This is a genomic window from Comamonas piscis, from assembly GCF_014109725.1.
GTDB lineage: Bacteria > Pseudomonadota > Gammaproteobacteria > Burkholderiales > Burkholderiaceae_C > Comamonas > Comamonas piscis.
This window is the reverse complement of the sequence record NZ_CP058554.1, coordinates 2,970,910-2,983,672: the sequence shown is the minus strand read 5'-3', so window position 1 is coordinate 2,983,672 and position 12,763 is coordinate 2,970,910. Positions and strand designations below refer to the sequence as shown.

Here is a 12,763-nt window from a genome sequence, read left to right as displayed (position 1 = left end):
CTGTCGTCGCCGCTCAGCCGGCGCTCAATGTTCACCTGGTCGCACAGCGCGGCTATTTCGCCTTCTTGCCCGTACACCGGACATGCAAAAGAAAACCGATAACTCGTTATCAAGGCATGGGTTGAAGAGGACTTGGGAATCTAAACCTTCACCAAGGTCCGAGTCAGTCCTGGCTGCATCACAAAACGTGGCATCAGACCCTGTTTCGCTTTCGCCTCCCTGACGAACTGACGGCAGTGGTCAATGCGATACTGGGGCAACCGAGCCAAAGCTCTCAGCGCATCATGCGATGCTTGATAGTCGCCACAGCCGGCACACTGGATAGAACACAAGGCGAACCGTCCACGCGTCCAAAACCTAGCCTGGTGTCGGCACAAAGGACAAACATCGATCATCAAAGCCTCCATAGATCACTCCTAAAAGGAGGCAACGATGGCAGGCTTGGCACGACATCCAATCAGCGGCCTACTGCAATAGCGCCCCCTTGGCTTCCAGAATCTCCCGCTTCATCTGGGTGCGCATCGCCTAGGGGGCGGTGGCAGCGATTCGGTCAGCCTTATCGCGCTGCAGCTCCTTGGCCTTCTTGATGATGGCCGGCAGGTTGGCCACCATCGGCTGATCGGGGTTCTTGGTGTTCCAGTCCTTGAGCGCCGCGCGGGCGCGAGCGATGATGTCCTGGTCCTTCTCGGCGATACCCTTGGCCCAAAGCGCCCGGATCTCCTGGGACTTCATGTTGTAGAAGTTCTTCGCCTGCTGACGCAGATAGTTCCCCTCCTGGATGTCGGCCACCGAGCTGGGCTGGAAACCGATGGCCTTCATGATTGCCTCGGTAGTCGTGACATCGGACACCTTGCCGCCGCGCGTGTCCTTGTACTGACCCGAGAACCCCATTTCAACCCCTTTTTGGACATTAGCGACTGCCTTGGGAGCCATCTGCATGGCGCCGCGCATCACCTTGGAGGCGTCCCCCGTCACGGCCCCGCCCAGCACCTGCTTGCCACCCTCGGCTACACGGCTGACGAAGTCGCCTGCTGGCCCAAGCATTTCCATGTAATCGCGGGTGTAGCTGGTCTTCTCCTGCAGCAGGCCGGTGCCTGGGATCAGGTTTCCCATGCCAAGCCGGCCGGACACGTCGATGGGCACGCCCGGCACGCCGGACAAGCCCTTGTCCATGAACTGGGCCAGCTCGCGGCCAAAGGTGCGCTCCAGGAAGTCCTGGCGCGCCTTCTTGGCGTTCCAGTTGAAACCCAGCATCTGGCCAAAGCCGGTCGCCACATCCTCGGCATCCTCCAGGAAGGGAAGGCCACCTCCACCGCCGAACAGCATCAGCGTGCCCAGCGCGATCATCACGGCCTTGCGACCGTCTGCGCGCTCACGGGATCCCGCTTCGCCGGTGTTCCACATGCGGTACATCAGCTCCAGGTATGAGCCCCTGCCCATGCACATCGTGGACCACATCGCCGAGCACCACCGCGTCACCAGCTGGACCATCAAACGCGACCTTGACAAGGAAGCACTGATCCAGCAACGCCTCGAAGCCGCGCAGGAATATTTCCGCCAGGCGCTGACCGAGTTCGACCAGACCCACTCCCACCACACGGACATGGCCGCAGCCTACCCGCACGCCCAGGCCGCCGTCGCCCAGGCCATGGGCAACGCCGTGATCGCAGACCCATTTGCAGCTTGAGGACGCCATGAGCAACGAATTGACCACCACCACCGCTCAGGGCACCCCCAGCATCAACGACGCCGCCCTGGCGCTGTTCACGCCTTTGGAGGCGGGCATGACGGCCCTGGCCGCGAAGTACCACAACGTGGCCTACGACATGACCACCACCAAGGGGGCCAAGGCAGCGCGCGATGCGCGTCTGGAGCTGCGCGAATCCGGGCGCTTCGCCATCCAGCGCCTGCGCGACGACACCAAGGGACACCTGAACGACTGCAAGGCGCTGATCGAGACGGAGGCAACTCGCCTGATCGCCATCGTGGAGCCCGCAGAGGTTGCGATCGACAAGCAGATCAAGGCCCATGAGAAGAAGCTGGCCGACGAAAAAGCAGCCAAGGAAGCGGCCGAGGCCGAGCGCGTGCAGAAGCACACCGATGCCATCGCCACGATTGCAGGCTACTCGGACAAGGCGCGCGGCCTGGCGGTGGAGCGCATCGAGGCGGGCATTGCCTACGTGCGCAACATCGACGTGAGCGCAGCGGTGTTCGAGGAGTTCGCCGAGCGCGCCGCCGGCGAGAAGGCCGCGACCATCAGCCGACTGGAGCAGATGGCCGCCGACCGCCGCACTGCAGATGCGGCAGAGGCCCAGCGTGTGGAAAACGAGCGCGTGGCAGCCGAGCTGGCCGCGCAGCAGCGAAAGCTGGACGAGCAGGCCGCTGAGCTGGCCCGCCAGCGTGAGGCCCTGGCGCCCGCGCCGCAAGCGGCACCAGTGGCAGCACCCGCAGCGGCGCCTGCAGCGGCACCAGCTCCGGCGCCCGCCGCCGCCGCTGCTGCGCGGCCAGCACCCGCCGCCATGCCGCAACCTGCCGCGCGTGCCGCCGCCGGCGCCGCACCGGCCGCCGAGGTGGATCCAGATGCGCGCGTGTCCCTGGGCCAGATCAAGACCTTGATCGCGCCGCTGAGCATCGACGCCGCCGGCATGGAGCAGCTGGGTTTTCCACCTGTTGCCACCGACAAGTCAAAGCGCCTGTATCGCTCCTGCGATCTGCCAGCCATCCGCGAGGCCATGGTCCAGCACCTGGCCGGCCTGAGCCTTGAACTGCCATTGGCACCCTAACAACCTCCCTCCCCTTTCCCAGGCCCGCCAACGTGCGGGCCTGCTGCATTTCTGGAACACCCATGTTTAAAAATCTGATCATTTACCGCATTTCCGAATCCTGGCAGCCCGACCAGGCGCAACTCGACCAGGCGCTGACCAAGCAGCAATTTGAGGTGTGTGGCGCCACGCAAGAGCAGTCCACCGGCTGGGTACCGCCACGCGGCGAAGAGCACGGCGCCATGGTGGAATCCGTGGGCGGCCACTGGATCCTGCGGCTGATGAGCGAGAGCAAGATGCTGCCCGCCAGCGTGCTCAACCGCAAGATCGATGAGAAGGTGGCCCACATCGAGCAAACCGAGGGCCGCAAGCCCGGCCGGAAGGAACGCCAGGAACTGAAGGACGAGAGCAAGCTGGATCTGCTGCCCATGGCTTTCACCAAGCAAGCCGGCCTGTGGGTATGGATCGACCCAGCAGCGCGCCTGCTGGTGATCGATGTCAGCGCGCAGGGCCGTGCCGACACGGTGGTGACCATGCTGGTGGAGGCTTCACCCGGCTTTGCGGTGGCGCTGATCGACACCCAGAACAGCCCCCAGGGTGCGATGGCCGGCTGGCTGCACAGCTACGATGCACCGGCAGGCTTCAGCATCGACCAGGAGTGCGAGCTCAAGGGGACAGACGAAGCCAAAGCGGTCGTGCGCTACGGCCGCCATCCACTGGGCATTGACGAGGTCCGCGAGCACATCGACCAGGGCAAGCTACCCACCAAGCTGGCCTTGACCTGGGATGACCGGGTGAGCTTTGTGCTGACCGAAGGCCTGCAGCTCAAAAAGGTAGAGCTGCTGGGCGTGGTGCTGGAAGACAAGCCCGACGAGAACGGCTTCGATGCTGATGTGGCCATCGCCACCGGCGAACTGTCAAAGCTGATTCCCGATCTGATCGACGCGCTGGGCAGTGAAGGCCGCACCGAGCTAGGAGCCCAGCAATGACGCAGCCCCTCCAAACCCAGCCACCTAAGCGCTGCGGCAGCTGCGGCGCGCCCGTAGAACGTGAACCCCAACCAGGCGAAGGCCTACCCTGCGGGCACTGAACTACTAGCCCAGCGGAACCCGAGTCCCATCCTTGGAGACCATCGCATTGCTGTCGCCGATGACGATCTTGGCGCCATGGAACATCATGAAGTCGCCGCCTGCAAGCGGTTTGAGCCCGATGGACTTTTTGAGCAGAGCTCGGTCGGCGTTTAGGTCATCTAGCGCCACTTTGGTCAGCTCAAAGCACTGAGGGTAAGCGTTCGCGTTGGCTTTCCAGTGCTCTCTAAGAGCGCCAATCATTGGGTCATACAGGGTCATGCCCAGTAGTCTACCGCCCCCAGTGGGGTCCTATTCACAGCCCGCCCTGAGCAATCACGGTGGGCTTTCTTTTGGAGCCTGAAAAATGGCGATTACAAGCCCTGCACTTCGCTACCATGGCGCAAAGTTCAGACTGGCCCCTTGGGTGCTCAAGCACTTTCCTGAACACCGCAGCTACGTCGAACCATTTGGCGGGGCAGCTGGCGTACTCCTGCAAAAACCTCGGGCATATGCCGAGGTCTACAACGACCTTGACGAGGACATTGCAAATTTCTTCCGAGTCATGCGCGATCGCTCCCAATCCGATCAACTGATCCAGCTGCTGCGGCTCACACCCTACGCTCGCGCTGAATTCGACCTCGCATACGAGGACTGCCCCGAACCCGTGGAGCGCGCAAGACGCACTGCCGTGCGCGCATGCATGGGGTTCGGCTCTGCAGGCGCAACCAAAGGGGTAACCGGTTTCCGCATCGATACAGCCCGCCCATATGGCACGGCCCAGCACCTTTGGACACGATACCCGGAGCAGCTCGGCGCGGTCATTGAGCGCTTTCAAGGCGTACTCATTGAAAACCGGCCGGCGATCGAGGTAATGCGGCAGCATGACACCCCGGAGACGCTGCACTTCGTTGACCCGCCGTACGTGTATGCAACTAGATCGCTCAGAAACGTAACGCAAGGGTGCTATCGCCATGAGATGAACGACGAGCAGCATTTAGAGCTGCTGGCCACACTCAAAGGCCTACAGGGGATGGTGGTGCTGAGCGGCTACCCAAGTTCGCTCTACGAGAACGAACTAGCTGAGTGGCAGATGAGCACGACAGGCGCCCGCATTTCTGCAGGTCGCGGCACCACCATCAAAACGGAAGTGCTTTGGCTCAATCCATCGTGCCAGCAACGCCTGGCGGCGCCACCTGCCATCCAGCAAGCGTTCGAGATCTAGCTCGAGCTAGCCAATCCAAGCCCGCGCTGAGCGGGCATTTCCATTTCTGGAGCCCCAATGTCTGAAACCACCCCTTCCGCTCAATTCAAGACTGCAGCATGCCCAGCAACGTGGGATTTGATCGAGCAGCTGGTGCAGCTGGAAAGCAGCAAAAACCGGCTGCACCTCGAATACATGGGCAAGGCGATGCCGGTCGATGTGTACCTGCGCTTCCAGAAGCTGCGCGACGAGCGTATCCCAGCACTGCGATCACAGCTGTGCACCGGCCTAGCCTCAGCCCCCGATCTACCTCCTGCCGATTTTGCTCACGCCTATGCGGACCAGCTCATGCTGCACTGCTTGGTGCCGGATGAATCGACACCCAAGGCCCAGCCCGCCGATGCGCTGAATGCGGAGACGGTCAAGAAAGCAGCGCGCTACGACTGGATCCGTGAGCAGGGAATGCTGGCAGATGGTTCCAGGCACCCGCATTCGTGGAGATGCGTTGCACTGCTGGCCGACATGGGTGGCGAGCGTGCAGATGAAGCCATCGATGCCGCCATGGCTGCAGCCCAGCAAGGCGGTGCAGCTTGAAGTCCCTGCACCTTCCGCTCAAACGTGAATACTTCGAGGCAATCCGCGACGGCACCAAGCCCGCGGAGTTTCGACTGTGCACGCCCCACTGGGCCAAGCGACTGGAGGGACGCAACTATGACCAGATCATCCTGACCTTGGGCTACCCTGCCCGCGACGACCACGCCCGGCGCCTGGTGCTACCATGGCGAGGATTCACCATTAAAACCATCAGCCACCCGCACTTTGGCCCGGAGCCTGTGCAGGTTTATGCCATCGATGTGAGGCCACGATGATGAAGCCCAAGCTCTCAAAAGCACAGCGCACCATGCTGCACAACGTCGTCAGCGGCCGGCCCCTTCTGGTCGGACTCACCCGCAACAGCATCAGTAACGGTGCCAGCAGCACGGTGCAGGCGCTCCATCGCGCTGGGATGCTGCAAGGCGCTGACAACAAACCAACAGCTGCAGGCTTGGCTTACTTCAAGACCTGAACCTGTACCAAACCACATACCAGCCCCGCCATTGAGCGGGGTTCTTTTTTTGCATGGAGGCATCCAAATGAACACGGCATTTCTGCTCATGGCTCAGTACAACGCCATGGCGGTGATTCCGCTCGATCAGGTGGTCAAGGACTACTTCCCACATTTGGGAACGCAAAAGTTCCTGCGCAAGATCGCAACGGGCGAAATTCGTCTCCCCCTCACCCGCATCGAGCCCAACTCTCAAAAGGGGGCCAAGGGGGTCCATCTCACTGATTTAGCCACCTACATTGACGCTCAACGCGCAGCCGGCGTTAAGGAATCGAAGCAACTAAATGGCGAACGGGTGCAACAATAAAGCAACATGCAAAAAGAGAATCCCCATAAGTCTTTGTACTTATGGGGATTTTTTGCTTTCATCTGTCCGATCCATCATCGGCGCAACGGACATGCGCCAAGGGCTGTGGGTGTGAGATTCAGTCATGGTGGTAGCGCGGCCAAGGGCTGGCCCGAGAAAGGGAGGCCTGCACTGGCGGGGATAGCGCGTGCAGGCAATCGGGTATTTTAAATCTTGCGCAACCAAGGCGCCAACCGGCATCACAAAAGCCTGCGTCCTGAGCCACCAGTGTCACCTCCCGTGCACACGCTAGTAGTAATTCCCCAGAAGCGACGCCACCTCAATCAGCACCAGCACTGCAAACATGCGCGCCAGGCCACTCAGGTCCGAGGTGGGTCCGAGGGTTTCGTCCTGGCGCATGCCATAGGGGCGGTACATGGCCGACGCCGTGGGTATCAGCGCAACCGCCAAGCCAAACAACAGCGTTTTCAGCCCAAACAGCCAAGTCACCATGGGGGTGAACACGCTGGCAAACATACGCGTATACAGCTCCAGCCCCACCCAGCTCAGCCCATAGACGCTGAAATAAACCATGACCAGGGACACCACGCAAGACAATGCGGCCAGGGTGATCGAGGCATACATGCTGGCCACCACCAGGGGCAGCATCTCCGTGCGAACGGGGTCATACCCATGCTGGCGCAGGCGCTCAAAATGCCCGGACTCGCGCATCTTGGTGAGCGATGCTCCAGCCGGGATGGAGCAGCGCATGGCTACAAACAATGCTGCCGTCAGCGGGATCAGCTCCAGCACCAAGACGCGAATGACCATCTCGACAGCCACCCGGGACAGGCCATAGCTGGTGGCAGTGACAAAAACGATCCGCGCCACCACCAGGCACAGCAAGGCAGCGAGCGCGGTAAAACCCAGCAGAATGGGCGCTGTGTCCACATACATGCGGCGCATCAGCCGCGCGCGGGTTTGCGGGCCGTAGCTGCTGGGCGACATCAGCATCACCAACACAACGGCACCCAGGTAGAAAATGCGCCACCAGGCCACCGCCCAGCGGCGCGCGGTGCGCCATGCCTGGTGGGGCCATTGGGGTTGGAGCAGACTTGCCAGCATCCGCGCATCATAGGTCATCGGCGCCAACCGACTGACCTGACGCGGGTCAGCGGTTTAGGACTTCTGGCGCGCCTTCCAGGCCTGCACCGCCTTCAAGGTTTGCTGCACATGCTCCATCGGATCGCTGCCTTCATGGGCATAGATCACCTTGCCATCCGGCGCGATCACATACGAGATGCGCGATGCCGTGCCGGGCCGCGCGGCAGAACCAGCGTCATAGGCCTTGATGGCCTTGGCATCGGGGTCGGAGGCAACACTGAACTGGTCGCGGCAGGCTTCGCTGGAGAAGCGCTGCATCGTCGCGATGTCGTCATGCGAGATACCGACCACCTGCGCGCCAGATGCGGCAAAGCTTGGGGTGGCTTCCGCAAATGCATGCGCTTCAATCGTGCAGCCCTGGCTGAAGGCCTTGGGGAAGAAATACAGCACGACGGGCCCGCGCTTCAGGGCCTCGGCCATGTCAAAGCGCTGCACCTTGCCGGCCAAGGCCGATTGCGTGCTGAACAGCGGCGCCTGCGCACCAACGGCCAGCGCCGCATGACTGGGCATGCTTACCAAGGCCGCACAGCCCATGACCACCGAGGCCAAAGCCCCAACGAGTTTTGCTTTCATTGTCGATCCTTCTGTTGTCATCTACACACGCCTGGAGGCTGGGCATTTGTGCCTAGCCCTGTTTTGCATACTGCAACACGCTTGCGCCACATCACTCCGCACCACAGCCTCTAGAATATGCCACCTGGCGTGATGGCATACATCATCACCCCTTTGGCTGTTTATGCAACTACCCACCCTGCCCGCCATGCACAAGCCATGCGAAGGTGTGACCCTCAAGGAGACAAAAAAATGATGAAACAGATTTTGCAATGCACCGCCGTGGCCCTCACGGTGGGAATGGCTTCTGGCGCCATGGCGCAAGGCCCGGCCACCGATTACCCCGGCAGCAAGCCGGTGCGCATGGTAGTGCCGTTCCCGCCAGGCGGTGGCACCGATATTCTTTCGCGCATCATTGCGCAAAAGCTGAACGAGCAAAACCACTGGACGGTGGTCGCAGACAACCGCGCCGGCGCTGGCGGCACCATCGGCATCAGCGAAGTGGCCAAGGCCCAGCCCACCGGTTATGACATCGTGATGGGCCAAAAGGACAATGTGGTTCTGGGCTACTACCTGTACAAGGGCCTGCCCTGGAACCCCGCCAAGGACCTGACCCCGATTGCCCATATTGCCTATTCGCCGGTGATCATCGCCACTGCAGAAAACAGCAAGTACAAGACCTTGAGCGATGTGATTGCTGCGGCCAAAGCCGATCCCGGCAAGATCACCTACGGATCGCCCGGCAACGGCACCAGCATCCATATCGCGGGCGTGCTGTTTGAAAAAGCCGCAGGCGTGAAGCTGACCCACGTGCCTTACAAGGGCTCCAACCCCGCGCTGCTCGATACCCTGTCCGGCAATGTCGATCTGCTGGTGTCTTCGGTGCCCTCGGCCATTGGCCAGATCAAGGCCGGCAAGCTGCGCCCGCTGGCTGTTACCTCCGCCAAGCGCAGCACCTCGTTGCCGGATGTTCCCACTGTCGCCGAGCTGGGTATGAAGGGCTTTGACGTGAGCACCTGGTACGGCCTGTTCGGCCCCAAGAACCTGCCCACGCCCATCGTCAGCAAGCTCAACACCGAAGTCAACAAGCTGCTGGGCATGAAGGAAGTGCAGGACGCCATCCTGGCCCAAGGCGCCGAGCCACAAGCCATGTCCTCGTCCGACTTTGACAAATTCTTCCACAAGGACTTCCAGGACGCCAAGGCGATTGTTGAAGCCTCCGGCGCGACCATCCAGTAAGCCGCAAGGCTTGGATACGACAAGGGCACCTCATGAGGTGCCCTTTTTTGTGACCGCCCCATCGTGGGCTGCTGGTATGGCGCGGCCTAAACGCCGTCGCCCTGAAACGCTTGCCGGCGCAAGGTGACCACCAAGGTATCGCGGTGGCCTGCGGCTTCGCCCAGCGGCTGGATCGGCGTGCTCTCATGGATCATGCGGGCATCGTCCAGCAGCATCAGCGACCAGGGCTCCGTCAAGGTAAAGCGCAGGCCTTGCGGCCCTTGGGCATCAAACACCCGGGTTTCGCCGCCTTTGATGCCTTCGCGCGCCACCAGGAACACGGCGACCAGGTCCACACCATCGCGGTGCGCGCCCTCGGGTGTGGGCCGGCCAATGCCTTCGGCCGTGTCAATGCGGAACTGGTGGGCTTCGGTGTACCAGGGCTCAGCGCTATCGCTGGCAAACAGCGCCTGTGCCGTGCGCCCCAGCGCCTGCAGGATGTGGTTCCAGGCGGGCAGGTTTTTGGAAGCGGCTTCGACCGGCTCAAACCAGCGCTGCATGCCGCCATGCAAGGCGTTGTACTCCACCGGTTGCCAGTGGGCACGGTGGGCCACAGCCTCCACCTGGCCATCGTGCACCACATAACAGGAATGGCGGCGCTTGCGGTAGCGGCCGCCATCTTTGAGGTACGCATCATGCGGCATGCCCTCCCAATGGCTGCCGAGCGCTGCCATCTCTGCCGGTGGGCTACCCGCCCACTGGGCCACCGCTGCCGGGCTCAGCACCGCATAGCCATAAGCACGCAAGGTGCCGTCCACTTGGTCGGCATCGCAATAAGGAGGGGGAAAGGACTGCATCAAAATCTCCGTCAAGCGGGCGAGCTTACGGCGGCTGCAAAAGCATTGCGTGCTGCACAAGATTGGGCAGCACGCTGGGTGGAGGGAGGGGACTCGCCGCGTATAAAACGCGGCGAGCAGGTTTTATTGGCGGACGACGAGCACAGGGATCGTGCTGTCGCTCAACACTCGCTGCGTGACGCTGCCCAGCACCAGCTTTTCCAAGCCTTTGCGGCCATGCGAGCCCATCACAATCAGGTCAGCACCCGTGGTTTTGACGGCCTCCATCACGCCGTCATGCACGGAGTGGCCCTCACCCATGACGGCATCGACGGCGATGCCCGCCTGCTCCATCGCGGTTTTCACCGCATCTAGGGCCGTGTGCGCATCGGCAGTGGCGGCAGACAGGTACTGCGCCTGGCCATAGGCAAAATCGGCGCCCACACCGGTGAAGGGATAGGGATCGATCACATAGACAGCGGTGACCTGGCTGCCAAAGGCCTTGGCGAGGCCTGCGGCCTTGCTGACCGCGAGCATGGAGGTGGCTGAACCATCGACCGGAACCAGAATATGTTTAAACATGGCGTCACTCCTTTTTGTTGTTGCCTACATAACTTACTCTAAAACGCATGGCCCGGCAAACTGTCCAGGGACTGGGCCACTGGCCCGCATGTGACGATTGCGAGCCGTTTGCGCTGCATCAACGATGGCATAGCTGCAAGCCGGGTCGCATAATGTTTGCTCCGCCCTGCGGGGCCTCCACGCTTGCACCAACTATGACTACACCCCTGCGTTCTCTTGGCCGATCCTCCCTGCAAGTCTCGCCCCTGTGCCTGGGCGGCAATGTATTTGGCTGGACGGCCGACGAGGCGATGAGTTTTCGCCTGCTCGATGCCTGGTTGGATGCCGGCATGAACTTTGTCGATACCGCCGATGTGTATTCGCGTTGGGCGCCCGGCCACAGCGGTGGCGAATCTGAGCGGGTGTTGGGCCAATGGCTGCGCAGCTCCGGCAAACGCGCACAAGTGGTGCTGGCCACCAAGGTCGGCAAGGACATGGGCGATGGCAAGGTCGGCCTGCGGCCGGAATATATTCGCCAGGCAGTTGATGCCTCGTTGCAGCGCCTGCAGACCGACTACATCGACCTTTACCAGTCGCATGACGACGACCCGCAAGTGCCGTTGGCCGATGTAATGGGCACCTTTGGCGAGCTGATTGCCGAGGGCAAGGTACGGGCAGTTGGCGCCAGCAACTACAGTGCCGCCCGCCTGGCCGAAGCGCTGAACATAAGCGAGCAGCATGGCCTGGCCCGTTACGAGAGCCTGCAGCCGCTCTACAACCTGTATGACCGGGCCGTGTTCGAGCAAGAACTACAGCCGCTGTGCGTGGAGCGCGGCGTCGGCGTCATCAACTTCTACAGCCTGGCTGCCGGCTTTTTGACTGGAAAATACCGCACTGCCGACGATGCTCGCAAAAGCCCGCGCGGCGCCAAAACCACCCAGCTCTATCTGAACGACCGGGGCCTGCGCATTCTGGCCGCGCTGGAGCAAGTTAGCAACCGCCTGGAGGCCCCCTTGGGCGAGGTGGCTGTGGCCTGGGTGATGCGCCAGCCTGGCATTGCCTCGCCCATTGCCAGCGCCAGCAATCTGGAGCAGCTGCAGTCCCTTATCCGCGCCAGCCAGTTGCAGCTGGATGCCGATGCGATGGCCACGCTCAACACCGCCAGCGCTGAGACTTAAAAAACTAGGCCAGCAAGGCCGGCAAGATCTGCGCCGATGGCAGGCGCCAGCACTGGTCGGCCACGCTGTCCAGCACCGTCGGCTCGGGGTTGATGACCACCACATGCGCGCCGCCCCGGGCAGCAATATGGGCCAAGCCAGCCGCAGGATACACATGGCCGGAGGTGCCGATCACCAGCATCAGGTCACAGGCCTTGGCCGCATCCTGGGCCTGCTGCAGCTCCGCATGGGGCAAGGCCTCGCCAAACCAGACCACGCCGGGGCGCAGGTAGTTGCCGCAACCGGGGCACTGGGGCGGTGCATCGCCTTCGGTAAAGCGGGCATCGCAGCAGGGTTTGGGCGGCAGCAGCCAGCGGTTCTCCATCAGGTTGCCATGCAGGCACAGCACCGGCGCACTGCCAGCGCGCTGGTGCAGGCCATCCACATTCTGGGTGACCAGTGTCATTCGGCCCGGGTTGCGGCCCTGCCATTGCGCCAGCGCCACATGGCCGGCATTGGGCTGCACCTGGCGGATCAGATCGCGGCGGTACTGGTACCAGTCCCATACCCGCTGCGGATGGGCCAAAAACCCGGCCTCGCTCGCCATCTCCTCGGGGCTAAACTGCGCCCAGTAGCCAGTTTGCGCGTCCCTAAACGTCGGCACGCCAGATTCGGCACTGGCCCCAGCCCCTGTCAACACCAGCACATGGCGCGCAGCCTGCAAGCGCCGGCGCAGGCTGGCGATGTCTGGATCGGTGCTGTAGGGATCAGCGGGTGCATGCAAGGAATCAAGAGGCATATATAAAGCGGTGAAAGGCAGGCGCCCAGCATACGGCAGGACTGAAGCATTG

Annotated in this window: 17 protein-coding genes; 10 read left to right on the top strand and 7 right to left on the bottom strand. The window is 62.1% G+C overall.

The genetic code is table 11. The features are described from left to right. Positions 1-525: 525 nt before the first annotated feature. The gene (locus HS961_RS13455) at positions 526-1,440 is read right to left on the bottom strand and encodes a PLxRFG domain-containing protein (RefSeq protein ID WP_182322739.1); all 915 of its coding nucleotides are present in this window, start codon (positions 1,438-1,440) and stop codon (positions 526-528) included. Between HS961_RS13455 and HS961_RS13450 the strand changes: the two genes are divergently transcribed. From HS961_RS13450 to HS961_RS13440, 3 genes are all read left to right on the top strand, one after another. Continuing rightward, positions 1,439-1,687: a hypothetical protein gene (locus HS961_RS13450; protein ID WP_182322738.1), complete on the top strand. Its 249-nt coding sequence runs from the start codon at positions 1,439-1,441 to the stop codon at positions 1,685-1,687. The genes HS961_RS13455 and HS961_RS13450 overlap by 2 nt on opposite strands. A gap of 7 nt (positions 1,688-1,694) precedes the next feature. Continuing rightward, complete coding sequence (locus HS961_RS13445) at positions 1,695-2,783, top strand: hypothetical protein (protein ID WP_182322737.1); 1,089 nt, start codon at positions 1,695-1,697, stop codon at positions 2,781-2,783. 62 nt (positions 2,784-2,845) lie between these two features. Further along, complete coding sequence (locus HS961_RS13440) at positions 2,846-3,751, top strand: recombination-associated protein RdgC (protein WP_182322736.1); 906 nt, start codon at positions 2,846-2,848, stop codon at positions 3,749-3,751. 105 nt (positions 3,752-3,856) lie between these two features. Here HS961_RS13440 and HS961_RS13435 read toward each other — a convergent pair whose 3' ends face one another. Then, positions 3,857-4,111 carry a hypothetical protein gene (locus HS961_RS13435; RefSeq protein WP_182322735.1) on the bottom strand — a complete coding sequence of 85 codons (255 nt, stop codon included), beginning with the start codon at positions 4,109-4,111 and terminating at the stop codon, positions 3,857-3,859. Positions 4,112-4,196: 85 nt separating this feature from the next. On the opposite strand from HS961_RS13435, the gene HS961_RS13430 reads away from it, so the two are divergent. From HS961_RS13430 to HS961_RS13410, 5 genes are all read left to right on the top strand, one after another. Then, on the top strand, positions 4,197-5,054 hold the full coding sequence (locus tag HS961_RS13430; RefSeq protein WP_182322734.1) for a DNA adenine methylase: 858 nt from the start codon (positions 4,197-4,199) through the stop codon (positions 5,052-5,054). Positions 5,055-5,111: 57 nt separating this feature from the next. After that, the gene (locus HS961_RS13425) at positions 5,112-5,627 is read left to right on the top strand and encodes a hypothetical protein (RefSeq protein ID WP_182322733.1); all 516 of its coding nucleotides are present in this window, start codon (positions 5,112-5,114) and stop codon (positions 5,625-5,627) included. After that, a complete protein-coding gene (locus HS961_RS13420) occupies positions 5,624-5,902 on the top strand; it encodes an ASCH domain-containing protein (RefSeq protein WP_182322731.1) in 279 nt (92 codons plus the stop codon). The genes HS961_RS13425 and HS961_RS13420 overlap by 4 nt, the downstream gene beginning before the upstream one ends. Beyond that, positions 5,899-6,099: a hypothetical protein gene (locus HS961_RS13415; protein ID WP_182322729.1), complete on the top strand. Its 201-nt coding sequence runs from the start codon at positions 5,899-5,901 to the stop codon at positions 6,097-6,099. The genes HS961_RS13420 and HS961_RS13415 overlap by 4 nt, the downstream gene beginning before the upstream one ends. A gap of 67 nt (positions 6,100-6,166) precedes the next feature. After that, a complete protein-coding gene (locus tag HS961_RS13410) occupies positions 6,167-6,445 on the top strand; it encodes a pyocin activator PrtN family protein (RefSeq protein ID WP_182322727.1) in 279 nt (92 codons plus the stop codon). 288 nt (positions 6,446-6,733) lie between these two features. Here the strand turns inward: HS961_RS13410 and HS961_RS13405 are convergent, their stop codons facing one another. Both HS961_RS13405 and HS961_RS13400 read right to left on the bottom strand, forming a co-directional pair. Beyond that, positions 6,734-7,549, bottom strand: a complete 816-nt coding sequence (locus tag HS961_RS13405; RefSeq protein ID WP_182322725.1) for an MlaE family ABC transporter permease — start codon at positions 7,547-7,549, stop codon at positions 6,734-6,736. 54 nt (positions 7,550-7,603) lie between these two features. Then, positions 7,604-8,161, bottom strand: a complete 558-nt coding sequence (locus tag HS961_RS13400) for a peroxiredoxin (RefSeq protein ID WP_182322723.1) — start codon at positions 8,159-8,161, stop codon at positions 7,604-7,606. Between the two features lie 231 nt (positions 8,162-8,392). Here HS961_RS13400 and HS961_RS13395 point away from each other — a divergent pair, with 231 nt between their 5' ends. Continuing rightward, positions 8,393-9,379, top strand: coding sequence for a Bug family tripartite tricarboxylate transporter substrate binding protein (locus HS961_RS13395; RefSeq protein WP_182322722.1), 987 nt, complete (start codon positions 8,393-8,395; stop codon positions 9,377-9,379). 86 nt (positions 9,380-9,465) lie between these two features. Here HS961_RS13395 and HS961_RS13390 read toward each other — a convergent pair whose 3' ends face one another. Both HS961_RS13390 and HS961_RS13385 read right to left on the bottom strand, forming a co-directional pair. Beyond that, positions 9,466-10,215: a 2OG-Fe dioxygenase family protein gene (locus HS961_RS13390; RefSeq protein WP_182322720.1), complete on the bottom strand. Its 750-nt coding sequence runs from the start codon at positions 10,213-10,215 to the stop codon at positions 9,466-9,468. A gap of 123 nt (positions 10,216-10,338) precedes the next feature. Beyond that, positions 10,339-10,776, bottom strand: a complete 438-nt coding sequence (locus tag HS961_RS13385; protein ID WP_182322718.1) for a universal stress protein — start codon at positions 10,774-10,776, stop codon at positions 10,339-10,341. A gap of 194 nt (positions 10,777-10,970) precedes the next feature. On the opposite strand from HS961_RS13385, the gene HS961_RS13380 reads away from it, so the two are divergent. Continuing rightward, positions 10,971-11,933: an aldo/keto reductase gene (locus tag HS961_RS13380; protein WP_182322716.1), complete on the top strand. Its 963-nt coding sequence runs from the start codon at positions 10,971-10,973 to the stop codon at positions 11,931-11,933. 4 nt (positions 11,934-11,937) lie between these two features. Here the strand turns inward: HS961_RS13380 and HS961_RS13375 are convergent, their stop codons facing one another. Next, a complete protein-coding gene (locus HS961_RS13375; RefSeq protein WP_182322714.1) occupies positions 11,938-12,711 on the bottom strand; it encodes an SIR2 family NAD-dependent protein deacylase in 774 nt (257 codons plus the stop codon). Positions 12,712-12,763 lie beyond the last annotated feature (52 nt).